Raw genomic sequence first — 24,267 nt, 5'->3', positions numbered from 1 at the left:
GGAGTGATCTGAAGGCCTGGCTGGCGGGGTGATGACCTGTCAGACCTGTCGGACCTGTCAGACTTGTCGGACTTTTCAGACCGGTTAAAGCTCCGCTGTTCCGCGATCGCGCGGTTCGCACGGCCCGTTTTCTCTCAGTCCCCTTGCCGAGGTCCCCCGTGCTCGAGATTTTCGTGGACGCCGATGCCTGTGCGGTGAAAGAAGAGATCTATCGCGTCGCGAAGCGCCACGGTCTCACGGTCACCCTCGTCGCCAACGCCCCGATGCGGCACCCCGCGGAGCCGTGGGTGCGGCTGGTGGTCGTGGAGGGCCGCTTCGACGCGGCGGACGACTGGATCACCGACCATGCGCAACCGGATGATCTCGTGATCTCCGGGGACATCCCGCTCGCCGCCCGGTGCCTGGAGAAGGGGGCGCGGGTGATCGGCCCGACCGGGAAAGCCTTCACGCGGACCGGGATCAGCGAGGCCCTGGCGGCGCGGGAGATCCTCGGCCAGATGCGGGACATGGGCCTGATGACGAAAGGCCCCGCCCCTTTCGGCAAAAAGGACCGCTCCCGTTTCCTCCAGGCCCTCGAGGAAACGATTCGCCGGGTCCGCCGAGACCCCCGCCCGGCCCCGCCGGGGTAACCCACTCCTCGCACCATCTTAACCTACCCGCAAAACGTCTATTCAACCCCAAAGGATGAAAAGTCTGCCATGCATTGAAATCAAGCGTTCGGCCCTCTTTGTGTGTTCTTGCGTTCTTTGGGGTTGATGGGTTCGGACGACCTGCGGGCTCATCAAGGCCGGGGCTCACCCGGGTTGAGCCGCCCTGCGAAGCGGCCCATCGGCGCGGTGCCGATTGAATTCGGCCTGAAACGATGCTAAGATCGCCCGTCTCGGCGGAGGGCCATGGACAAGAGAATCCTGTTCGTCGTCAAGAACCTCTACACCATGGAGCGGCTCGGGGTGATGCAGCTCTCCGCCATGGCCCGCGCCCTGGGCTGGGAGACTGACCTCCACATCGCCGACCTGCATGCCCGCGACCGCTATTTCGAGAAGCTCGCCGCCTTCCGGCCGGTCATCGTGGCCTTCAGCGTCATGACCCCCGAATTTCACGCCCTGGACGCCCTGGCGGAGCGGACGCACCGGTTGGGCCGCCACTTCATCCTCTTCGGCGGACCCCACCCCACCTTCTTCCAGGACATCATCGAGCGACCCCACATCCACGCCCTGGCCTTCGGGGAGGGTGACGTCTCGTTCCCCACCTTCCTGGATCGTTTCGAACGGGGGCGGGACTTCACCGGGACCCCGGGGATCCACTTCCACCTCGCCGGGAAGATCACCCGCAACCCGCCCGCGCCCCTGGAGGAGAAGCTCGACCGGGCCCCCTTCGCGGACCGCGAGTTGATGGTCCGGGGCGACCCGCTCCTGGCGCGGAACAAGACCCACATCTTCATGGCGTCCCGCGGGTGCCCCAACCAGTGCACCTACTGCTTCAACCACAAGTTCACCCAGATGTTCCGCGGTTGCGGGCGGATCCTCCGCCACCGGTCGGTCAGCCATTTCCTCGGGGAGATGGCCGAGGTCAAGGCCCGCTTCGGCATGGCGTTCGCCTACATCGACGACGACATCTTCACCCTCCTGCCCATGGACTGGCTGGGGGAGTTCGCGCAGCGCTACCCGAAGGAGGTCGGGGTCCCCTTCATGTGCAACGTCCACGTGAATTTCGTCAACGAGGAAAAGATCCGGTGCCTGAAGGAGGCGGGCTGCCGCACCATCTGCTTCGGGATCGAGTGCGGCGACGAGCAGGTTTCCAACGACCTCCTCAAGCGGCGGGTGGACAACCGGAAAATCGTGGACCTCGCCGGGACGCTGCGCCGGCACGGGATCCGCAGCATGACCCAGAACATTTTGGCCCTGCCGGTGCCTCACCCCATGGCAATCGACCTCAAGACCCTGGACCTCAACATCCGCTGCCGCCCCGATTTCGCGGTGGCCCAGCTCTTCTTCCCCCTCCCGGGGACAGACCTCGCCGCCTACGCCGCGGCGAACGGGTTCCTCCCGGGCGGCGCCCCCGAGCTGCCGGAGCGGACCAACAGCTACTCCGCCCTCACCTTCCCCGACCGCCGGGAAAAAATCCGCGTGCAGCGGCTCCACAAGCTCTTCGGGTTGACGACGAGCTTCCGCTTCCTCCGCCCCCTGGTCCCCCTGCTGGTCCGGCTTCCCCTCGGGCCGGTCTACTCCTTCTTCTACGTGGCGTGGTACGGGTGGTCCACCCGCTTCCGGCTGGAGGGGACGAAGAAGTCCGGGGCCGAGGTCCGCTTCTTCCTCAAGAGCCTCCTGCGCAACATCGTGGCCTTCGTCCGGCGGCCGCCCCGCCGGGATCGCTCACGGAAATCGCCGTCAGAGCCGCGACCGTAAGGGAGCGGTCATCCCTGAACGTGCAATCGTCCTGAGCCCGAAAGGCGAAACCGAAACGGCGAATGGTGGTAAAGCCCATGCTCGAGCCATCGCCCGGAAGGTAAGGGAGCGGTCATCCCTGAACGTGCAATCGTCCTGAGCCCGAAATGTCGAAACCGAAACGGAGAATGGTGGTAAAGCCCATGCTCGAGCCATCGCCTGGAAGGTAAGGGAGCGGTCATCCCTGAACGTGCAATCGTCCTGAGCCCGAAATGTCGAAACCGAAACGGAGAATGGTGGTAAAGCCCATGCTCGAGCCATCGCCCGGAGGGCGATGGCCCTGTTTCCGGTTCGAGGCGGCCGGGGCGGACGATGGCCAGCGTTCGCCGAAACGAAAAAAAAGGCCCCCGGGGGCGGGGGCCTTCGATCCCGATGCAGGGTGAACTAGAAGATCCACTTCACGCCGATCTGAATCTCGCGGTTCGCGTAGGCGCTGTAGGTGTAACCCATGGCGCTGAGCGGGTTGTTGTCCTGCGTGTACAGCAGCGACCGGTTGGGGTTCGTGTAGTTGGTGGTGTTGAACAGGTTGAAGGCTTCCAGGCGGAGCTGGAGCTTGGAGCCGTCGGCGGTGAACCAGGGCAGCTTGATCTCCTTGAAGAGGGAGAAGTCGAGGTTCCAGTAACGCGGGCCGCGGAAGCTGCCGCGGTAGTAGTCGCCCTTGGGGTGCATGAAGCCGTAGTAGGGCTGGTCGATGGCGATGTTGCCGGTCCAGACGAAGTTGGCCTGGGTCGGGCCCACGCGGTTGGCATCGCGGGAGAAGACCCGGTCGCGCACGTCGGGGCGGCCGGGAACGCCGGTGCCGAGGGCGTCGTAGACGGCGGTGTAGTCAAGGCCCTGGCCGGAGTTGGCCGTAACGATGCCGTTGACCTGCCACCCGCCGATCAGCTGCCCCACGATGCCTTCCGTCTTGCCGCCGATCCACTTGCCGGGGCCGAAGGGAAGCTCGTAGATGAAGCTGGCGTTGAAGTTGTGGCGGACGTCCATGATGGAGAAGCCCGTCTCGTAGTTCATGTCCCAGAAGTCCTTGGCCCAGACGGTCTGGCCCTGGCGGTTGCCGGAGTTGATGACCGCCTCGGAGCCGTTGTCGAAGGACTTGGCCCAGGTGTAGTTCAGGGAGAACTGCAGGCCGTCCTGGAAGCGGTGGTTGAAGGTCATCTGGAGACCGTTGTAGTTGGACCAGTTGTGGGCGTCCATGTAGTTGATGTCGTTGAACTGGGTGTTGGCGGTCACCAGGTAGTCCAGGTACAGCTGCTCGTAGTTGATGCCGTAGAAGCTGTAGATGCCGTTGGCGTAGGCTTCCTGGTTGAAGGCCGCGGTGAGCTTGGGCTGGATCGGGCTGCAGCGGCTCAGGAGGTGCACGCCGTGGGAGCCGACGTAGGAGACCTCCAGGATGTTGCCGGGCCACAGCTCGCGCTGGATGCCGATGTTCCAGGTCTGGATGTAGGGCTGGTCGAGGTCGTCGTCGAAGATGGTGGGGAATTCCTGCAGCTCGAGGATCTCGGGCTTGAGGGCCACCAGCGGCATCGGGGTCCCGTGGCCGTAGTAGTTGACGTTGTCGGGGAAGATGCCCGTGCCGCCGTTGTTCTTGCCGCGCAGGTTGCTGGAGTAGGCGAAGGGGGAGTTGGAGGTGGTCCAGATGAGCAGGTTGTCGAACATGCGGTCGAAGGAGATGCCGTAGCCGCCGCGGACGGCGGTCTTGCCGTTGCCCCAGGGGTCCCAGGACAGGCCGACGCGGGGGCCCCAGTTGGCGTTGTGGTCCTTGTAGATCTTCTTGTCCAGCACGCACTCGGCGCCGTTACCCTGCCACTTCACCATGGAGGGGTCCCAGGTGTACAGGAAGTCGGCCCAGGTGTAGCCGGCCTCGTAGTTAACGGGGTCGAAGAAGTTGCCGGGGTTGATCATCCGGTAGCCGTTGGCGTAGGCGTCGTAGCTGGGGTAGTTGCCGTACATGTTCTGGGCCTCGGTCGGGGTCGGCTTGGACTCCATGCGGAGGCCGAGGTTCAGGGTCAGGTTCGGGCGGATCTTCCAGTCGTCCTGGATGAAGAAGTCGTACTCCCTGGAGCGCCACTCGCGGTAGTCGCCCAGGCCGGCCTGGTAGGTCACGCCGTCGGAGTAGACGGTCTGGGTGATGTTGTCCACGAAACCGGTGCGGACGTTGTTCAGGAAGCTGCTGGTGTACCAGTAGCGGTTGAAGCCCAGCACCGGGATGAGCCCGAAGTTGGCCGCGCCGTCGTTGGAGGCGAAGCGGAAGTCCATGCCGAGCTTCAGGGAGTGGTTCCCCAGGTTCCAGGTCAGGGTGTCCTTGATCTGGAAGGTGCCGTTCTTGCGGAACTGGGAGCTGTTCAGGCCGCTGCCGAAGTACTCGAAGTAGTGGTAGTCGCCGGAACGGGTGCTGGTGAAGTTGAGGTTGTAGTCCGTCAGGGTCGGCGACACGGTCATGTCGAAGTCGCGCTTGTTGTAGGCGAACTTCACGTTGTTGACCATGCTCGGGGAGACGATCCAGGTCCAGTCGAAGGCCAGGGCCTTGTTGGTGAGGTTCTGCGGGGGGTAGCCGCCGATGTAGTCGGGACCGGGCAGGGCGGCCGCGAAGATGTCCGTCTCCGGGTTGTGGAAGTAGCGGGCGGAGATGGTGTGCTTCGAGGTGAGGGCGTAGTCGATCTTGATGGTGTACTGCTCGGCGTTCACGCTGTTGCCCGATCCCCAGGTGTAGATGCCGGAGGCGGCGGAGGTGCCCTGGAAGTCGGTGTTCGGGAGCGGGTAATACGTGCTGAAGATGTTGGCGATCGCCGGGTTGGTCACGGTGGCCCGGAACGCGGCCGTCGGGACCTCGGCGTCGATGGAGGCCGTGTCGTGGATGCGCAGGAACTGGGTGTTGAAGAAGAAGAACAGCTTGTCCTTGACGATGGGGCCGCCGATGGTGGCGCCGTACTGGTCGTAGCGGTAGCTACCCTTGGGAAGGTCGAAGTAGTTCTCGCGCCAGCTCTTGGCGTCGAACCCGTCCTGGCGGTTGAACCAGAACAGGTTGCCGTGGAACTCGTTGGTGCCGGACTTCACGATCACGTCGATGACGGCGCCGCCGGCGCGGCCGTACTCGGCCGAGGGGGTGGCGGTGACCATCCGGAACTCTTCCGTGGCGTCGACGTTCTGCTCCACCATGGCGCCGCCGATGGTGTTGTCGTTGTTGTCCACGCCGTCCAGCTGGAAGTTGTTGCCGCGGCCGCGGGCGCCGTTGGCTGAGAGACCGAAGTTGCTGTTGGGGGACACGCCGGGGGCGAGGCTCATCAGGTCGAGGGGGTTGCGGGACGCCAGGGGCAGGTCGGAAATGCGTTTGCCGTCGATCACCGTGTCGAGCTGGGAGGTGGTGGTTTCCACCTGCTCGGCCGAGGCCACGATGGTGATCTGCTCGGTCTGGGACGCAACCTGCATCCGGACGTCGTACTTCAACTTGTCGCCGATGCTGACCTTGATGTCCGTCACCTTGAAGGGGGCGAACTGGTCGAGTTCGGCCTTCAGCTCGTAGTTGCCGGGCCGGATGGCGGTGAAGATGTAGTTGCCGTTGTCGTCCGTGAGAACGTTTCGGGTGATCCCCGTGTCGACGTTGGTGATGGTCACGCTGACACCGGGGAGGATCCCACCCTGGGCGTCCTTGACGGTACCTTCCACCGCCTGATCAGCCGCGAAAGCGAACGCGGCCATCAGCGCGACGACGGCGAGCACCGTAAAGCGCTTGAACCAGTTAGTCATGGAACCTCCTATAAATGATGGATAGTCGAATCCGATACAGTAAACCAAGGAATAAGCAACTTGCATGCCACGTCGCCCCGTTTTCGGCATTCCCGTTCATGACTCAAAACAAAGTCTTTAGCCCCATTCTTTCCCGGCAGCTCCCCGCCGGGTTGCCTCGCAATCCAAAATCTTGAATCCCTCGGAACAAATTTTTGAATCCGGCTGGGCCCAACCAGGCCAGAACCGGATTGTTCATTCTTTTTCAAGGGTTCGCCCCGGGCGGCGGCGGCGTTGCAACTTTCACGGGGTCCGCCCCGTAAAAGCCCGGACATCATGACCGGAGGCCCGAATGAAACGATGCGTGCCGCTTCTTCTCGCCGTTCTGGCGACCCTTACCCCCCTTCCCGCCGGGCAAGCGCCTCCGGCGGCCCGGACCGGCCCCTGGCTCGGGGAGACCCCGCCGGGCGAAACCCCCGTGCTCTTCGCCCCCGGGGTCGTCTCCACGGGGCTCTACGAGCGGGACGTGGCCGTCACCCCCGACGGGAGAGAGTTCTACTTCGGCATCCTCGGGAACGACTTCGCAGTGATCGCCGTCTGCCGGCAGGTGGACGGCCGGTGGACCGGGCCCGAGTTGGCCCCGTTCTCCCGGGACCCGAAGTGCCTCAACCTCGAGCCGTGCGTCGCACCCGACGGGAAGCGCCTCCTCTTCCTCTCCACCCGGGCCCGCGCCGGCCAGGAGCAGAAACCCGGGTGGGCCGACCAGGACATCTGGGCCATGGACCGCACCGCCGGGGGGTGGGGCGAACCGTACAACCTCGGCGCTCCCGTCAACTCCGACCGTCCCGAGTTCTTCCCCTCCCTCACCCGGGACGGCACCCTCTACTTCACCCGGGAGGAGGCCGACAAGCGAAGCGCCATCTACCGGTCCCGCCGTGTGAACGGGACGTACGCGGAGCCCGAGCGGCTCCCCGGGGCGGTGAACGGCGGCCCCAACCTCTTCAACGCCTGCATCGCCCCCGACGAGAGCTATCTCGTGGTCTGCATCGGAGACCGTCCGGACAACCTGGGCCGGGCCGACTATTACGTCTGCTTCCGCACCCCCGACGACCGCTGGAGCGCCCCCGTCAACCTCGGCCCTGCCGTCAACGGGAAGGGGGACGCCGCCACCTCGCCCGCCGTGACCCCCGACGGCCGGTTTTTCTTCTTCGGCTCCTCCCGCCGTGTCCCGGCGCCCGCCGGCGAGGCGAGGACCTACCGGGCGCTCCAGGAGGAACGGGTTCGCCCGGGGAACGGGAATTGCGACGTCTACTGGGTGAGCACGGCCCTGATCGAAAAACTCCGGCCGAAACCTTGACGGGGCGCAAAGGGACGAGGGAACCCAAAGGACACAGGCGCTCTTGCGGCGGCCTTCATCCCGATTCGCAGCCCATGCCGTCTTCCCTTGCGTCTTTGCGCCCAGGCGGGAGCCTGCCCGGGTCTTGATCTCGCCAAGGCGCAAAGCCCGCAAAGAAAACCGCCGGGATTCTGAACGCTAAAGTCTTCGCTAGTGTGGTTCGTGGTCCTTTTCCCTTTCGTGGTTCCTTTTCCGGCTTGTCCGGGTCGGCGGCCCAGGGGACAGGCGGACGGTTCGCGGCGCCCGGGTGGTCGCGAAGCGGGTTGCGTCACTTGTTCTTGGCCTTCGAGTCCTTTTTCTTTTTCGGTTCGGGTTCCGCCGGGTCGGGCTCGCCTTCGTCGCCCTCCTCCATCTTCGCCCCCTTGCCCCCGGACTTCTCCTTCGCCGACGTCGCCTTCGACGACTTGGACTTGCCCTTCCCCGACCCGGACGCCGGGCTCTCCTCCGCCGACGCTTCCTCCCCGCCCTTTCCCGATTTCGAACCGGACGTCCCCGTCTTCCCCGCCTTATCCGTCTTGGCCGTCTTGTCCGCTTTCTCCGCCTTTCCCGTCTTGTCCGACTTCCCGGTCTTCCCCTTGCTCTTACCGGAGCCCTGGTCCCCGGCGGCGGGGGCTTCGACCGCAACGGAAAGCGCCGAGAGCGCGTCCCCGTCCTTCCGGCAGACCACCGTGGCGCCGTCGTCGGGGTGGATGTCCCCGAGGGATTCGCAAACGCCGGAAACCGTCGCTCCGTGGCCGGCGTCGATGGTCACCCGGCCGTCGGCGGTCTCCAGGACAAGGGCGGAACCCTGCACCTCCACCACCGTCCCCGTCACGGTGACGGTTTTCGAACCCTTGGACTTGGAGGGGGTCTTGCCCGCCAGCAGGGCCGGGGCCGACAGGAGACAGAAAGCGAGGGTGATCAGCGTGGCGTTGCGCATGGGGGAACCTCCCTGGGATCGATGTCTTCTCAATTATACATTGACGCCCCCGCAAAAATTCTTTTTATGCCCGCGAATCACGCGAATGAACGCGAATCGGAAACCAAAAACTGACACGGTCGCAAAAAGTACCATCACCCTCCGGGTGATGGCTCAAACAAAGGCGTTACAGACACTTTCCGGTCCGTCTTCCGACTGTTTACGAACCCGTCAAAACTGATAGATATTATTCGTGTCATAAATTCGCGTTAATTCGTGTTATTCGCGGGAAATCTCCCTTTCGCGACTTTTTGCGGGGGCATCAAGATTGAGCCATCGTTCGGGGGGCGAGGGGACTTTTCGGGGATGCCGGACGTTGACGTATCGACGGGATGGACGCACCTTCGCCTCTCCTGGAAGAAAAATCACCTTCCCGGCCGTATAACGCATTTCGCCAAGCGGGAGCGGTCCGGGTGAATCCTTCCGCCCCCTGCCCGCAGAAATTTCAATGGAGGTACGACGATGCGAAAACGAGGGATGACGATCGCGGCTTGGCTCGTCCTGTCGGCGGCGACGCTCGCCGCGGCCGGAAACGCGCCCGATGATCTGGTGAAGAAGCTCTCGGGTTTCAACCCGGTGGAATTCATGACCTTCAATATGGTCGCCCAGGACATGGGGGCCGTCGACGACGTGCTCCGCGTGGTCAAGGCAGCCGCCCCGGAGGTTCGGGAGGCCTTTCTGAAGGGCGTCAACCCGGGTTTCGCCGCCCGCCTGAAGACCCTGATGGACAAGCTCCCCGAAGCCGGCGCCGATGCGGTTTCGGTCTCGGCCGGAAAGTTCGAGGCCGTCCTGGCGCGCATGGGGAGCCCCCTCGTGAAGGCGCGCGTCCTCTCCTACACCGGCAAGCACGCGGAGGCGATGCCCCTCTACGAGGAAGCCTTCAAGAGCGGGCCGGTGGAGACCTCGGACTATTACAACGCCGCCTGCACCGGGGCGATGGCCGGCGACAAGGACTTCGCTTTCCGGTATTTGGAAAAATGCCTGCAGAGCGGGGGGGACCTCGACGTCGACACGCTGAAGACCGACGCCGACCTCACCGGCCTCCGCGCCGACCCCCGGTGGGAAACCCTCCTGAAGACCGTGGCCGACAAGGAGGCCCAATTGGTGGGCACGCTGCCCGTCAAGCACGAGGGGACGCCGGTCCCGCTGCCCGAGCCGAAGCGCGACGGCGCCTTCTCCGTCGAGAAGGCCCTCGCACAGCGGCGCTCCGTCCGGGAGTACCTCGACGCCCCCCTCTCCCTGGAGGAGGTTTCCCAACTCCTCTGGTCGGCTTACGGGGTCACCGAGAAGATCGAGAACGCCCCGCCCTTCCTCCGGGGCGGGCTCAAGACCGCCCCGTCGGCCGGCGCCCTCTACCCCCTCGAGATCTACCTCGTCGCGGGGAAGGTCACGGGGCTCCCCGCCGGAGTCTACCTCTACAAGCCCGAGGGCCACGCCCTGCTGAAGGTCCGCGAGGGGGACGTCCGGGACCCCCTCTGCCAGGCGTGCCTGGGGCAGACGATGGCCCGCAAGGCGCCGGTGTCCCTGGTCTACTCCGCGGTGTACGAGCGGACGACGAAGAAGTACGGCGAGCGGGGCCGGGAGCGTTACGTGTGCATGGACCTGGGCCACTCGGCCGAGAACGTCTACCTCCAGGCCACGGCCCTGAAGATGGGGACGTGCGCCATCGGCGCCTTCACCGACCTCAAGCTGAGGCTCGTGACGCACATGACCCGTGAGGAAGCCCCCCTCTACGTGATGCCGGTGGGAAAAACAGCCGAATAGGTGTACAATGGGGGGCGGAAGGCCGACCCGGCCCCGTCCCCCGCGAGGAAGGCCGGCCCGCCCAAGACACTGGAGGCACTCGTCATGGCGATTTCCCTCACGCTCGCGCTGCAGCCCGACTCGTTGGCCCTCTGCCGGCTCCCGCCCTCGACCCCCATCCCCGACTGGGTCCCCGCGAGCGGTTTCCTCTCCCTCACCCGCACGAAGGACGAACTCTCCGTCGTCTGCCTCGCCGCGCAGGTCCCCGCGGCGGTCCAGCAGGACTCGGGCTGGCGCGCCTTCAAGGTGGAGGGCCCCCTGGACCTGGCCATGACCGGGGTGCTCACCGCCCTCTCCCAGCCCATGGTCGACGCCGGCATCTCCCTGTTCGTCATCTCCACCTTCGACACGGACTACGTCCTGGTCCGCACCCAGGACATCGACCGGGCGTCCAAGGCCTGGGAACAGGCCGGCCACCGCGTCAACATCCTCCTCTCCCCGCCGAAGCGGAAGCGGTAGAGGAAGACGGCTTGGCGGGCCCCAGCCGAACGTCACCCCGCGAAGGCCCGGGCGACGTTCTCGCGTCGCCCATCCCGCGGCGTGCTTACTTCTTGATTTCCGAGATGCAGAGGTGGCAGTCCGCCAGGGCCTTCTTCCCCGCGGCATCCTCCAGAAGTACCAGCTTGTTGCGGGCCTTCATGAAGCCCATTTTGATCTGCTGCTGGAGATAGTAGGTCTTCCCCGCCTCCACCGAGATCACCAGGCAGCTTCGGTTTTCCGCCTGCGAGCAAAGGTAGTGCTCCCCCGGGTCCAGGGGGAAGAAGAAGTAGCACTTCCCCCGGTTGGCCCCGACCCAGGAGCCGTCCACCGCCAGCTTGGTCTGGATCCCGTGACCCATCATGGTCGGGCGGACCACGTAGACCATCGCTTTTCCAGGGGGAGGTTCAGGGGTCGGGTGCTGCTTCTTGTCCGTGGTGGTCCTGAAGTCCACCTCGGCGGTTCCGCAGGCCTTGGCCTCCAGCGCTTTCTGGGCTTCCTTGTCCTCCGTCTCGCCCGACGCGGCCGGGGTGCTCCTGGCGGGCGGGTCCGCGGGCGCCGCCGCACCGAGAAGAGAAAGGAACATCCAAACCAGTCCCGCCGCAAGGATTCCACTGACCATGCTTCGCATCGTACCCTCCTTAACAGAGTTCGCAGGACACCCACTCGATCCGAACGAACGGGTGTCCTGGTTCCGGAGCTATTTCATCCCCGGCCGGCCTTTCCCCGCCGATCCTTCCCGCATGGCATCCAGCAGGTCCTTCAGGACCGGACGACGGTCATCCCGCCGCCACGCGGCGGCAAAGCGGATCGGCTCGAGGTTTTCCCGGACCTGGACCAGGACCGTATGGGGATGGGGCAGGCTGACGACGTCCGACGGCATCAGGCAGACCCCTGCCCCGGAGCCCACCATGGCCAGCACTTCCACCAGGCTGTTGGCCCTGGCGGACAACTCCGGCCGAAACCCGGCCTGCCGGCAGGCGTTGAGGAGGGCCAGGCTCCTTCCGGGGAAGCTCTCCTCGTTGTAACCGATGAACGTCTCGGTCGCCAGGTCCTTCAGGCTGATCTCTTTCTCCGCCGCCAATCGATGCGATTCGGGGATGACCGCCTGGAGGTCCATTTCGTAAAGGATGGCCAGGTCGAATTCGACCTCCACGGCATCGCAGGGATTCCCGATGAGGGCGATATCGATCTGGTGTTTCCGCAACGCCTTAACCTGTTCCGCCGGCGACAGCTCGTGAATCAGGACGGTGACCTCCGGCCTCCGGGCCCGAAAGGCACGCAGGGCATCGCCCAGGAAGGACCCCAGTGAAGACGCGATAAAACCGACTTTGAGCTGGGTGGCTGCCCCGGTTTCGCTCTTCACCGCCCGGGCCGCCTCTCCGGCCAGGTCCAGGATCCGCCGGGCGTACTCCAGCAGCTTCTCCCCCGCCGGCGTCAGGCGGAGCCCGAACGGCTCCCGGGTGAACAGCGCCGCACCCATCTCGTCTTCCAGATCGTGGATCAAACGGCTCATGGCGGGCTGGGACACGTAGAGCCGGCGGGACGCTCGGCTGATGTTGCGTTCCTCCGCCGCCGCGACGAAGTATCGAAGATGACGCAGTTCCATGGGGGAATGATATAACTTTTTTGCATATCAAGCAAAGGAAAAGAGTATTAGCCGGTTACACCGGTTCGACATCTAATGGCCCGAGAACGAATGCAATTTTCCGCGAAGGAGGACGACCATGAAAACCGAACTGCTCAACCCGCAAAACAGCGCCGTCATCTTCATCGACCATCAACCCCAGATGACGTTCGGCGTCGCCAGCATCGACCGGCAGACCCTTTTCAACAACGTGATCCTGCTGGCCAAGACGGCCCGGATCTTCAACGTGCCCACCATCCTGACCACCGTGGAAACCCGGAGCTTCTCGGGCCCCATGTGGCCGCAGCTGCTGGACCTCTTCCCCGACCAGGAGCCCATCGAACGGAGCTCGATGAACTCCTGGGAAGACGGGAAGTTCGTCGCCGCCGTCCAGACCACCGGCCGGAAGAAGCTCGTCATGGCCGCCCTGTGGACCGAGGTCTGCCTGGCCTTCCCCGCCCTGGAAGCCCTCCAGGCCGGCTACGAGGTCTACGCGGTCGAGGACGCCTCGGGAGGCACCAGCCTGACCGCCCACAACGCCGCCATGCGCCGTCTCGAGCAGGCCGGGGTGGTGCCGGTCACCTCCCTCCAGGTGCTGCTGGAGTACCAGCGAGACTGGGCCCGCAAGGAGACCTATGCCGACGTCATCGCCGCCGTGAAGGAACACTGCGGCGCTTACGGCCAGGGGGTGGAATACGCCTACACCATGGTGCACGGCGCGCCGCCCAGCCGGGGCGGCAACCGGCACTGAGCCGGTTGACGAGCGCAACCGGCCAACCCCCGCCGACGAGGAGGACACCCATGAACAAGCCCGACGTGATTCTTCACAACGGCAGGATCACGACCCTGGATCCGGCTTCGCCCGAGGTCTCGGCCCTCTCCGTGAGGGCGGGCCGCATCGTGGCCGTCGGCGGGGGGGAGTTGCTCCGTGAGGCCGGGGAATCGACCCTGAGAGTCGATCTGCATCGGCGGCGGGTCATCCCCGGCCTCAACGACTCCCACATCCACGTCATCCGCGGCGGCCTGAATTTCAACCTTGAGCTGCGTTGGGACGGCGTGCCGTCCCTGGCCCAGGCGTTGCGCATGCTCAGGGAGCAGGCCCTCCGGACCCCGCCGCCCCAGTGGGTGCGCGTGGTGGGAGGGTGGTCCGAGTTCCAGTTCGCCGAAAAGCGCCTGCCCACGCTGGAGGAGATCAACGCCGCCGCCCCCGACACGCCCGTTTTCGTCCTTCACCTCTACGACCGGGCCCTCCTGAACCAGGCGGCCCTGCGGGCGCTGGGCTACAACCGGGAAACCCCCGACCCGCCCGGCGGACACATCGAGCGGGACCGGTACGGCCGCCCGACGGGGCTCCTCGTCGCCCGGCCGAATGCCCTGATCCTGTACGCCAGCCTGGCGAAGGGCCCCCGGCTGGGGTTCGACGACCAGGTCAATTCCACCCGCCTGTTCATGCGGGAGTTGAACCGGCTGGGGATCACCAGTTGCATCGACGCCGGCGGCGGCTTCCAGAACTATCCCGACGATTACCGGGTCATCGAGCACCTGTCCGGGAAAAACGAACTGACGCTGCGGGTCGCCTACAACCTCTTCACCCAGCGCCCCCGGGAGGAGTTCGACGACTTCTCCCGGTGGATGGGCCTCACCCGCCCCGGCCACGGGGACGACTTCTACAAGATGAACGGGGCCGGGGAGATGCTGGTCTTCTCGGCCGCCGACTTCGAGGACTTCCTGGAGCCGCGGCCGGACCTCCCGCCGGTCATGGAAGCGGAACTCCGGAAAGTGGTCGGCCTGCTCGTCGGGGGACGCTGGCCTTTCCGTCTCCACGCCACCTACGACGAATCCATCACCCGGTTCCTCGACGTGTTCGAGGAGATCGACCGCGAGATCCCCTTCCGGGGCCTGCGCTGGTTTTTCGACCATGCGGAGACCATCTCGGAGCGGAGCCTGGAGCGGGTCCGGAACCTGGGCGGCGGCATCGCCGTCCAGGACCGGATGGCTTTCCAGGGGGAGTACTTCGTGGATCGCTACGGCGAGGCCAGGGCGAAATCCACCCCGCCCCTTCGCCGGATGCTGGACATGGGCATACCGGTCGGAGCGGGAACCGACGCCACCCGGGTGTCGAGCTACAATCCCTGGGTGTCCCTGTTCTGGCTGGTCAGCGGACGCACCGTCGGCGGTCTGGGGTTGTACGACGAGCGCAACCGCCTGGACCGGACGGAAGCGCTCCGGTGCTACACCGAGGGTAGCGCGTGGTTCTCCGGCGACGAGGGGGCCAAGGGGAGGATCGCGGTGGGCCGGTTGGCCGACGTGGCCGTCCTGTCCGCGGATTACTTCGCCGTCCCCGAGGAGGAGATCAAGGGGATCGAATCGGTTCTGACGATGGTGGACGGCAACGTGGTTCACGGGAGCGGCGAGTTCGCGAACCTGGCGCCCCCCCTCCCGCCGGCGAGCCCCGACTGGTCGCCGGTTGCGGCGTACGGCGCTCCGTCCTTCGGCAGCCCGCCGGCCTCCGGTGGCTGCCGGGCCATCCCCCTGGCCCTCGGTTCGGGCGACCCCTTGCATCGGCACACCCGTTCCATCGGCGGGATGACGGGGTGGGGGCTCGGCTGCACCTGTGCCGCGTTCTGAACGGGAGCCCACAACCGCCCCGGGGCGGGCACCCCGCTTCATCCTGCCCAAAGTGAAAACCGGTCCAGGACATCTGGTCAGGTCTTGATAAGGCATTTCAATAGGATCCGAGCATGGGTTCGCAGGACACCCAAGCCGGGAGATGAATGGGTGTCCTCTAAACAGGTGGGACCCCGGAGGGGTCACCCTCGAGTAGCCCCGGGCGCCGCGCCCGGGGTTCGGGAATGGGGGCAGACGACCCGACCCCGACGGGGTCACCCCTTCCTGCGGGGTAGCCGGTGTCGAAATGCGGCCGGGTCCCGAAGGGGAAAACCCGAACACCGGATCGGGACCCGGCGACCTTCGACCCTTCCAGGGTCGATCCCCCTTGAAAACCATCGTTTTCCGTGGGTGCGGCACCCACGGCTACTCACGGTCGTTCCCTGCGGGAACGCGTTCCTCCCCGGCCGGCCACGGTAACCTGGTCGGTGTCGGGGTCCATAGTGCCAGATACTATCCAAACCAAACCGAATCAATCGGACATAACTTCTCTGCGCGCAACTCCAACAAAGTCAACCAGACATCGATCGCAGGACACCCACTCGAGCCGAATCTTCACGACACCCAGTATAACCAGCGCCTCGAATTCCATGGATTATGATAATGTTATCTTGTTTGTCTTCGTGATCCTTGCATTCGCTGTGGCAATGGAGGAGCAAGCATGAACCGGGGGGCGGATCGGGTCGGGCGGCTGCGCACCGGCACGTGCAGCTGGAAGTACGCGGCGTGGGAAGGCATCGTCTACCAACCGGGCGACCGGGCGAACTACCTGGCCGCTTACGCCCGGTGCTACGACACCGTGGAGGTGGACCAGTGGTTCTGGTCGCTCCACGGCCCCGACGCCCTGTCGCTCCCGAATCCCCGGGACGTGGAAACCTACGCCGGCTCGGTCCCGGACGATTTCCGCTTCACGGTCAAGGTCCCCAACGCCGTCACCCTGACCCATCATTACCCCCGCGAGAAAAAGGGGCCGCTTCTCGAGAATCCCCACTTCCTCTCCCCTTCCCTGTTCGGCGAGTTCCTGGAGCGCCTCGCCCCCCTGCGCGGCAGGCTCGGCCCCCTCATGCTGCAGTTCGAGTACCTCAACCAGCGGAAAATGCCGTCCCGCGACGCCTTCTTCGAGCGGCTGGAAGCCTTTCTGGGCGGGTGCCCCGAAGGAATTCACTGCGCCGTCGAACTGCGGAACGCGAGCTGGCTGGTCCCGCCCTTCTTCGACCTGCTTCGGCGGACCGGCGCGGCCCCCGTGTTCCTGGAAGGCTACTGGATGCCGCCGGTGTGGGAGGTCCTGGAAGCACACGGCGACCGGGTCGGCCCCGTCGCCGTCGTCCGGCTGCACGGCCCGGACCGGCAGGGGATCGAGGAGCGCACCGGCAAGCAGTGGGATGCCGTCCGGGAACCGAAGGACGCCCACCTCCCCCGCGTCGCGGACGCCGTCCGCGGCCTGCTGGCCCGGGGCACCGACGTCTACCTCAACGTCAACAACCACTACGAGGGCTGCGCCCCCCTTACCCTAGAGCGTCTCCAACCCCTCCTGAACAGCCCGGACCATCCTTGATAGAGTCGTAAAAAGTCGGAGATTCAGCGTCAGTATCCGGCCGATCTCCGGCCTTTAGGGCCGGTGGATATTAGCCTGCAGGTGCTCTGACGGAGGCCGTGCTCCTGCAGGAACACCAGGGTGACAGGGTATTCGAGCGCCCCGGAGGCGGCGCAGGCAAAAGGTCCACGGGCCATCCTGCACCCTTCCGGGGTGCCATCGGGGATAACGGCGGCCTCACCGGCGGGAGCACCCCCTGCTGGGGCTGGGGGAGCACCCGCCGGCTAATCTCTGTTATCCCTGCGGGATAGGGAGAGGAAGAGTGCCAGGTACTATCTAAACCCCTTGCGCTCAATCAGTCATAATGACTTCGAAGGCAACTTCTTCAATATCAATCGCACATATCGTCAGGATCGCCAGGCAAACCCTGTCCGTGTGATTCGAGGAGGGACGACCCGGCCTCCGGGACCCGTCGTGGGGTCCGAGGGATTCGCTGTTGACAACCGACGAAGCAGGCCGGACAAAAAACGGGTGCGGCGGAACGCACCCGTGTCGTGTTCGAATCCGGTATCCAAAGCGGCGTCACGAAGCGTGCCGCCGCACCAAAATCAGAGCTTGCGCAGGGCCTCGGCGAAGGCGCTGAAGACCTGGTGGTCCGGGAAGACGCTCTCGAAGACGGCCGGGGCCACCGCGAGGCACGCCTCCGCGGGGAGGCAGTAGCGCATGGTGTGAAACTTCGCCCGGAACTCGGCGATCTCGGCGGCCCGGTCCTTCCCACGGACGATGACGTCGGCCATCAGGTCCGCCAGCTGCGCGAAGTCGCCGGCCTCCATGCCGAAGCGGGTCATCTCCGACACGCCCGTGCGGATCCCGCTGGGGTGGTAGAAGTTCTCGTCGTCGGGGAGCGCCTGGTAGTTGGTGACGACGTTGTTCTTCTCCAGCCGGGTGGCGATCTCCTTGCCGTCGCCGAAGGGCTTGACGCGGATCACCACCTGGTGGGTCCGGGTGAAGCCGTCGGCCTCGCCGCCCTCCACGGGGATCCCGGCGTCGTGACAGGCGCGGGCGAAGGCCCGGGCGTTCTCCACCACCTTGCGCTGGTACTCGGCCTTGAAGGCGTTCATCTCGAGGGTGGCCGCCAGCATGGCCAGCTGGGTGCCCAGGTGGTGGTTGCTGGTGGACCCGGGGAAGGCCCGGCCGTTGATTTCGGTCCAGAGTTTGCGGATGGGCGTCCCCTTGGGCAGGTTGCCGGCGATGACGCCGCGCTGGGGGCCGAAGAAGGTCTTGTGGGTGGAGCCCGTCACCACGTCGGCGCCCTCGGCGAGGGGGTCCTGGAAGTCGGGGCCGAGGATGCCCATGACGTGGGCGGCGTCGTACATGATCACCGGGCGGTAGCCGGGGGTGCCGTCCACGAAGGCCTTCAACTCCTTCACCGGCTCGGGGTGCAGGAACATGCTCTTGCCGAACACCACGAGCGGCGGGCGGTTCCGGTCCAGCAGCTCCAGCATCCGGGCCGTGTCGGTCTTGTAGGCGTTGGCGGGGTCCTTGGGGAAGTTGACGGGGTCGCCGTCGGCGAAGTTGAAGAGGGCGCCGAAGGGCTGGGCGCTGAGGTGGCCGCCGGCGTTGAGCTCGTTGTTCATGACGGTGGCCATCCGGCCCTTCTCCGTCAGCCGGCCGAAGCCTTCCGGGCCCGACGCCAGGAACTTGATCATGGCCTTGAAGACGATCTCGTTGGCCATCTGCCCGCTGATGGCGCGGGTCTCCACCTCGCCGGCGCCGATGTAGACGCCGAAGGCCTTCTTGAGCTGCTCTTCCACCTCGAAGATGAAGTCGGTGGCCTGGTAGTAGTAGACCTGGTCGCCCTTGAGCGCCCCGGTGCCCGCCAGGGCCTCCACCTCGCGCTTGAGCGCCGTCTTGTGCTCGGCGTAGCGCCCGGAGGGGTCGCTGATCTCGAACAGCTTCACCAGCAGCGACGGCGTGTTCTCCGAGGGGATCAGGTTGAAGCAGCGCCGCTGCCGCCACAGGTTGTTCTCGACGACCTTTGCGGTCAGTTCCCGGAAGGTCTGTTCCAACGCGCGCATGGTGCCTCCTTGGTCCGGCGTCCGCGACCCGGTGCGGCAGGGTTCCCGCCCCGGCGAAGCCCGCCTTGATTTGACCGGGAGCCGGCGCGGCGTTCCGCTTCCGACCTGGATCCCTGGTTTCCCCGGCAACCCGGTGTCGGGACACTATAAGCCATCCGCCGGACTTTCGCAAGCCCCCCGCGCGTCACTGCCACCGGCGGGCTTCGGGGTCCCACAGCCAGATGCGGACCCTCCCCGCGATGGCCACCGTCAACGCCACGTGATCGCCCTGGTCGTTGGCCAGGTAGATGCTGCCCGGGCTGGCCCAGTGCCCGTCCGGCCCCACCACGAGGGTGTGGCCGGTGAAGGTGACGCTGTCGGAAGGCGGGCGCCTCGGGTCGGAGGGGGGGCCGAGCACGTCGCCGGCGTCGAAGCGGACCTGCTCCGGGAGCGGCGTGGGCGGGTGCACCGTCTCGCCCGCGTCGATCCGGCCGTTGGCGTTGGTGTCCTCCTGCAGCACGTAACGGTGGCCGGCGGTGTCGAACAGCACCCGGAAGTAGCAGTTGCGCGCCACCGCCAGGAAGCGCGCCCGCATGATGTCGGCCCGGATCACCTCCGCCGCGCTGTCGAGCCGGCAGAAGCGGATGTGCCGGATCAGGCAGGGGATGGCCATGCAGGCCACCAGCCCCAGGATCACCACGACGAGGGTGGACTCGACCAGCGAGAAACCGTGGGGGAAACACCGCTTTTTCATGACCGCCTCCTTTGAAAACAGACTCACCCTTAACAACGTTTTCGCCGGAAAAAATCCGATGGAAAATGCGAAAAAAATGAGACGGTTTGAAAAAATGCTTGATGACAACCCGCCTAAGTTGGTGTAAATTGAAAAAACAAGTCAGGGAACACCGGACTGGCGGAGTTGACAAAAGATGGCCAAGGATGAAATTGTTGTCGCGGGATTGACCCACCAGGGGATGGTCCGCAAGGATAACCAGGACAGCTATGGTTCCGTCGTGCCCGAAAAGCCGGAAATCCTGGACCAGCGGGGCCGCCTGTTCATCGTGGCAGACGGGCTCGGGGGGCACCGGGGCGGGCAGGTCGCCAGCCGCATGGCCGTTGACATCATCCGGAACATCTACTACTCCACCGAGCAGAAACCGATCTACCCCGCCCTGCTGAAGGCCCTCGAAACGGCCAACAGCGGGATCTTCGAATCCAGTTCCAAGAACGAGGACCTCCAGGGGATGGCCACCACCTGCACCGTCCTGGTGGTCAAGGGCTCCAACCTCTACATGGCCCACGTGGGCGACAGCCGCGCCTACCTGGTCCGCGACGGCGCCATCAAGCAGCTCTCCACCGACCACACCCTCGTGGAGGAGATGGTCCACAGCGGCATCATCAACGAGGAGGAGGCGCGCAGCCACCCCGACAGCCACATCCTGACCCGCAGCCTCGGGATCCTCCCCTCCGTCGAGGTGGACATCCTGGAGCCGCCGCTCCAGCTGCTGCCCGGCGACCTCCTCATGCAGTGCTCGGACGGCCTGACCACGTACCTGGAATCCGACGAGATCCTCAAGGTCATGCTCGAAAACAGCCCCGAGCAGGCGTGCAGGGTCTTCATCGAAACCGCCAACGAACGCGGCGGGCGCGACAACATCACCACCCAGATCGTCCAGGTGGTGTCGTGCGTGCAGGAAGCCCCCACCCTGCTGGAGGACACCCAGCCGCTCTTCGGCCACACCGACAAGATCCTGGGCAAGACGGCCCCCGTCAAGTTCGACGAGCCGGCTTCCAGCGAGGGGCAGACCCGCTCGGAGATCGCCTGGGCCGGCCTGTTCTACATCCTCTACATTATCGGCCTGCTGGCCTACTTCTACTACGTCTACAAGAGCTGACCCCCCGAAGTGGCGCCGGCTTCAGCCGGCGCGAGACCATCCGGACCTCCCCGATCGCGGCAAAAAGTGGACACCCACTGTTTCGGACCGGATCTCGACCCCTGTCCGGAAAGTGGGTGTCCCTGATCTGAGCCCCGGTTGAGTCGGATCGCTTGATCCCGGGAACCGCCGCCGGATCCCCTACTCCATCCCCGCCAGGTATTCGGCGACGCCCTCCGCCGTGGCTTTCATGGCCTTGTCGCCCTTGCGCCAGTTCGCCGGGCAGACCTCGCCGTGGGCCTCGTAGTGCTGCAGGGCGTCCAGGACGCGGAGGGCCTCGTCGACGCTTCGCCCCAGCGGCAGGTCGTTGACCACCTGGTGGCGGACGATCCCCTCCCGGTCGATCAGGAAGAGGCCTCGGAGGGCCACCGACTCGTCGAAGAGGACGTCGTAGGCGCGGGCGATGTTCTTGGTGAGGTCCGCCACCATGGGGAACTCCACCGATCCGAGCCCCCCCTGGTTGCGGGGGGTGTTCTTCCACGCCCAGTGCGTGAACTCGGAGTCCACCGAGACGCCGATGATCTCGCAGTTCCGCTGTTTGAACTCGGCGAGCCGCTTGTCGAAGGCGATGATCTCGGAGGGGCAGACGAAGGTGAAGTCGAGGGGGTAGAAAAAGAGGAGGACGTTTCGGCCGCGGTAGGCGGACAGGGTGAGGTCGCCGAAGGAGTTGTCCGGCATCACGGCCTTGGCGGTGAAATCGGGGGCAGGTCGGGTCACGAGCATGATGATGAGCCTCCTGGGAAAAAATTAGAGCCATTCCGGCGGATCGGGGCCCGGCGGCGGGCCCGGACGCGGTCTGTCTCCCTGCCGTTTCCCCGCGCCTCCGGGGGTTCCCGACCGGGTGGTTCCCCGCCGTCCGTACACGCCGCACGCGGACCGCGCAACGCCTCGGGGGAATTGGAATCCCCGGAGGGAAAAAAGATTCGGGCCGGTTACGGGAGAGGTGCAATCCGGGCCGACCTGGGGTACAATGTCGCCCGATGTCCCGGTCCGATCGCCCGAAAGGAGGATGAACGCGTGAGGTTCCTGATCTGGCTGCTGGCCCGAACCCTGCTCCGTCTCCGTTACCGGATCACGATGCACGGGGTTGCGGAAGCGTCCGCACGGGGAAAGACCGGGATCCTCTTCCTGCCCAACCACCCCGCCCTGGTGGACCCGCTGATCGTGCGCGTGATGCTCCACTACCCATTCGATCCCTGCGTGCTGGCGGACCGGGACCGGGTGGACCACCCCCTGCTTCGCGGGGTGATGCGGACGGCCGGCGTCATCGCCCTCCCGGACCCCGCGGTGGGGGGCGAAGCCAGCCGCCTTGCGGTGGAGGCGGCTATCCAGGCGTGCGTGGACGGCCTGAAAAACGGGCGGAACGTGGTGGTCTACCCCTCGGGCCGCACGTACCGCGCGCGGTTCGAGGACATTCGAGGCAACAGCGCCGTGGAGACGATCCTGGAGAAGGTCCCCGAGGCCCGCATCGTCCTGGTCCGGACCCGGGGGCTGTGGGGGAGCCGCTTCGGCCGGGCGCCCCGGGGGAAGCCCAACGTGCCCCGCGTGCTCCGGCAGTGCCTGTGGGACGTCCTGCGAAGCGGGGTCTTCTTCGTCCCCAAGCGAAAAGTGACCCTCGAGCTGCACGACCCGCCCGATTTCCCCCGTTCCGCGGGGCGTTCGGCGATGAACCGTTACCTGGAGGCCTTCTACAACCAGGACGCCCCCCCCAACACTTACGTGCCGCGGTCGGTCTGGGAGCGGGGCGGGACCCGCGTCCTCCCCGAACCCGACGTCGAGGCCGCCGCCACCGACGACGGCGACGTCCCGCCCAGCACCCGCCGCCTCGTGATGGAAAAACTGGCGGAGAAGACGGGGGCGCGGTCTATCCGGCCGGAAGACGAACTGGGGCGCGACCTCGGGATGGACAGCCTGGCCACCGCCGAAATCGCCGCCTGGGCGGTCCAGGAGTTCGGGGTGCCGACCCCCGACGTGGAGGCGATGGCCACGGTGAACGACCTGCTCCTCGCGGCCGCGGGCCAGGGCCCGTCGTCTCACAGGCCGCAGCTCAAACCCGTGCCGTCCGCGTGGTTCCGGGCGGTGCCCGAGCCCATCGCCCTGGCCGAGGGCCGGACCCTCACGGAGGCTTTCCTCCGGCTGGCCGTCCGCCGGCCGGCTTTTCCCGTGATGTCGGACCAGACCTCCGGGGTCCGGACCTACCGGGGCCTGGTGACGGCCTGTCTCGCCCTGCGGCCCGCCCTCGAGGCCATGGAGGGGAACTGCCTCGGGATCATGCTCCCGGCCTCTGTGGGGGCCTCCGTGACCTTCCTGGCCGTCCACTTCGCGGGGAAGACCCCGGTCATGGTGAACTGGACCGTGGGCGAGGGCCCCATGAAGCACTCCCTGGACCGGCTCGAGGTGAAGCGGGTCCTCACCTCCCGCCGCCTCGTCCAGGTCCTGGCCGGGCGCGGGATCACCCTGGACGGCCTGGCGGGGCGGCTGGTCTACCTCGAGGACCTGGGGAAGGCGATTTCCCTCCCGCGCAAGCTGGCCGCCGCCCTCACGGCCCGGTTCCGGCCGGGAGCGCTCCGGAAGAACCCGGTGGGGGAGACGGCGGTGGTTCTGTTCACGAGCGGGTCCGAAAGCCTTCCCAAGGCGGTCCCCCTCTCCCACGCCAACATCCTGACCAATATCGCGGACCAGCTGGAAGTCATCCGGCTCAGCCCGGGGGACCGCATGCTGGGCTTCCTTCCCCCCTTCCACTCCTTCGGGCTGACCTGCACGGTGGTCCTGCCCCTGTGCTCCGGGCTCCAGGTGGCTTACCACACGAACCCCACCGAGGGGGAGCTGCTGGCGCGAATGGTGGAAGCCTACCACTCCACGCTGCTGGTGGGGACACCCACTTTTCTCAAGGGGATTCTCCAGGCCGCCCGGGGCACTCAACTCGAGACCCTCAGGACCGCCGTCACCGGGGCGGAGAAGTTCCCCGACGCCCTCTTCGACGAGGTCGCCCGCCGCTGCCCGAAGCTGAAGGTGGTGGAGGGGTACGGCATCACGGAGTGCTCCCCGGTGGTCTCCGGCAACGACAAGGACGCCCCGCGCCGGGGCAGCATCGGCCGGCTCCTCCGGACCTTCGAGCACGCCGTCGTCCACCCCGAGACGGGGGAGCGCGTGGCGACCGGCGGGCGGGGGCTTCTTCTCCTCCGCGGGCCGGCCGTCTTCTCCGGCTACCTCAACCACGACGGGCCCCAGCCTTTCGTGGAATTCGAGGGGAAAACGTGGTACCCCACGGGGGACCTGGTGGTGGAGGATGCCGATGGGGTCCTGACCTTCGCCGGGCGGGTGAAGCGTTTCGTGAAGCTGGGCGGGGAGATGATCTCCCTGCCCGCGGTGGAGGAGGCGCTCGCCGCGCGGTTCACGCCGCCCGACGCCGAGGGGCCCGCCGTAGCCGTGGAGGCCCTGTCCGCCGACGTCCAGCCGGAGCTGGTCCTCTTCACCACGCTGGACCTGGAGCGGGAGGACGCCAACCGGGCGCTGCGCGACGCGGGCTTGTCCCCCCTCCACTTCGTCCGCCGGGTGGTGAAGGTGGAGTCCATCCCGGTCCTCGGGACGGGGAAAACGAATTACCGAGCGCTGAAGGGAATGGTGTGAAGAGTACAGAATTCAGA

Annotated in this window: 17 protein-coding genes; 10 read left to right on the top strand and 7 right to left on the bottom strand. The window is 66.0% G+C overall.

The genetic code is table 11. From position 1 onward, the window contains the following. Positions 1 to 158 precede the first annotated feature (158 nt). Positions 159 to 629: a YaiI/YqxD family protein gene (locus KA419_06280; protein ID MBP7865539.1), complete on the top strand. Its 471-nt coding sequence runs from the start codon at positions 159 to 161 to the stop codon at positions 627 to 629. Between the two features lie 264 nt (positions 630 to 893). Beyond that, the gene (locus KA419_06275; GenBank protein ID MBP7865538.1) at positions 894 to 2,405 is read left to right on the top strand and encodes a cobalamin-dependent protein; all 1,512 of its coding nucleotides are present in this window, start codon (positions 894 to 896) and stop codon (positions 2,403 to 2,405) included. Between the two features lie 423 nt (positions 2,406 to 2,828). On the opposite strand, the gene KA419_06270 is transcribed toward KA419_06275, so the two are convergent. Beyond that, complete coding sequence (locus KA419_06270) at positions 2,829 to 6,188, bottom strand: TonB-dependent receptor (protein ID MBP7865537.1); 3,360 nt, start codon at positions 6,186 to 6,188, stop codon at positions 2,829 to 2,831. A 331-nt stretch (positions 6,189 to 6,519) separates the two neighbouring features. Between KA419_06270 and KA419_06265 the strand changes: the two genes are divergently transcribed. Then, entirely contained in the window at positions 6,520 to 7,524 is a 1,005-nt protein-coding gene (locus KA419_06265) for a PD40 domain-containing protein (GenBank protein MBP7865536.1), read from the top strand. 307 nt (positions 7,525 to 7,831) lie between these two features. Here the strand turns inward: KA419_06265 and KA419_06260 are convergent, their stop codons facing one another. Further along, positions 7,832 to 8,482, bottom strand: coding sequence for a hypothetical protein (locus tag KA419_06260; protein ID MBP7865535.1), 651 nt, complete (start codon positions 8,480 to 8,482; stop codon positions 7,832 to 7,834). A 975-nt stretch (positions 8,483 to 9,457) separates the two neighbouring features. Between KA419_06260 and KA419_06255 the strand changes: the two genes are divergently transcribed. Continuing rightward, positions 9,458 to 10,285 (top strand): SagB/ThcOx family dehydrogenase, encoded by an 828-nt coding sequence (locus tag KA419_06255; GenBank protein ID MBP7865534.1) that lies wholly within the window; start codon positions 9,458 to 9,460, stop codon positions 10,283 to 10,285. 84 nt (positions 10,286 to 10,369) lie between these two features. Continuing rightward, positions 10,370 to 10,783 carry an ACT domain-containing protein gene (locus KA419_06250; protein ID MBP7865533.1) on the top strand — a complete coding sequence of 138 codons (414 nt, stop codon included), beginning with the start codon at positions 10,370 to 10,372 and terminating at the stop codon, positions 10,781 to 10,783. An 85-nt stretch (positions 10,784 to 10,868) separates the two neighbouring features. Here the strand turns inward: KA419_06250 and KA419_06245 are convergent, their stop codons facing one another. Beyond that, entirely contained in the window at positions 10,869 to 11,432 is a 564-nt protein-coding gene (locus tag KA419_06245; GenBank protein MBP7865532.1) for a DUF2846 domain-containing protein, read from the bottom strand. A 69-nt stretch (positions 11,433 to 11,501) separates the two neighbouring features. After that, positions 11,502 to 12,410, bottom strand: a complete 909-nt coding sequence (locus tag KA419_06240; GenBank protein MBP7865531.1) for a LysR family transcriptional regulator — start codon at positions 12,408 to 12,410, stop codon at positions 11,502 to 11,504. A gap of 118 nt (positions 12,411 to 12,528) precedes the next feature. Here KA419_06240 and KA419_06235 point away from each other — a divergent pair, with 118 nt between their 5' ends. From KA419_06235 to KA419_06225, 3 genes are all read left to right on the top strand, one after another. Continuing rightward, complete coding sequence (locus KA419_06235; protein ID MBP7865530.1) at positions 12,529 to 13,179, top strand: hydrolase; 651 nt, start codon at positions 12,529 to 12,531, stop codon at positions 13,177 to 13,179. Between the two features lie 50 nt (positions 13,180 to 13,229). After that, on the top strand, positions 13,230 to 15,056 hold the full coding sequence (locus KA419_06230; GenBank protein ID MBP7865529.1) for an amidohydrolase: 1,827 nt from the start codon (positions 13,230 to 13,232) through the stop codon (positions 15,054 to 15,056). Between the two features lie 700 nt (positions 15,057 to 15,756). Beyond that, complete coding sequence (locus KA419_06225) at positions 15,757 to 16,650, top strand: DUF72 domain-containing protein (GenBank protein MBP7865528.1); 894 nt, start codon at positions 15,757 to 15,759, stop codon at positions 16,648 to 16,650. Between the two features lie 587 nt (positions 16,651 to 17,237). On the opposite strand, the gene KA419_06220 is transcribed toward KA419_06225, so the two are convergent. Both KA419_06220 and KA419_06215 read right to left on the bottom strand, forming a co-directional pair. Next, positions 17,238 to 18,707, bottom strand: a complete 1,470-nt coding sequence (locus KA419_06220) for a hypothetical protein (GenBank protein MBP7865527.1) — start codon at positions 18,705 to 18,707, stop codon at positions 17,238 to 17,240. 184 nt (positions 18,708 to 18,891) lie between these two features. After that, positions 18,892 to 19,440 carry a GspH/FimT family pseudopilin gene (locus KA419_06215; protein MBP7865526.1) on the bottom strand — a complete coding sequence of 183 codons (549 nt, stop codon included), beginning with the start codon at positions 19,438 to 19,440 and terminating at the stop codon, positions 18,892 to 18,894. A gap of 175 nt (positions 19,441 to 19,615) precedes the next feature. Here KA419_06215 and KA419_06210 point away from each other — a divergent pair, with 175 nt between their 5' ends. Beyond that, complete coding sequence (locus KA419_06210) at positions 19,616 to 20,581, top strand: Stp1/IreP family PP2C-type Ser/Thr phosphatase (protein MBP7865525.1); 966 nt, start codon at positions 19,616 to 19,618, stop codon at positions 20,579 to 20,581. Between the two features lie 180 nt (positions 20,582 to 20,761). Here KA419_06210 and KA419_06205 read toward each other — a convergent pair whose 3' ends face one another. Further along, complete coding sequence (locus KA419_06205; protein MBP7865524.1) at positions 20,762 to 21,343, bottom strand: peroxiredoxin; 582 nt, start codon at positions 21,341 to 21,343, stop codon at positions 20,762 to 20,764. A gap of 294 nt (positions 21,344 to 21,637) precedes the next feature. Between KA419_06205 and KA419_06200 the strand changes: the two genes are divergently transcribed. Then, positions 21,638 to 24,250, top strand: a complete 2,613-nt coding sequence (locus KA419_06200; GenBank protein MBP7865523.1) for an AMP-binding protein — start codon at positions 21,638 to 21,640, stop codon at positions 24,248 to 24,250. The last annotated feature ends 17 nt before the right edge of the window (positions 24,251 to 24,267 follow it).

This window comes from Acidobacteriota bacterium, assembly GCA_018001935.1.
In the GTDB taxonomy this organism is placed as follows: domain Bacteria; phylum Acidobacteriota; class JAAYUB01; order JAAYUB01; family JAAYUB01; genus JAGNHB01.
This window is presented reverse-complemented; position numbering and strand designations above follow the sequence as displayed.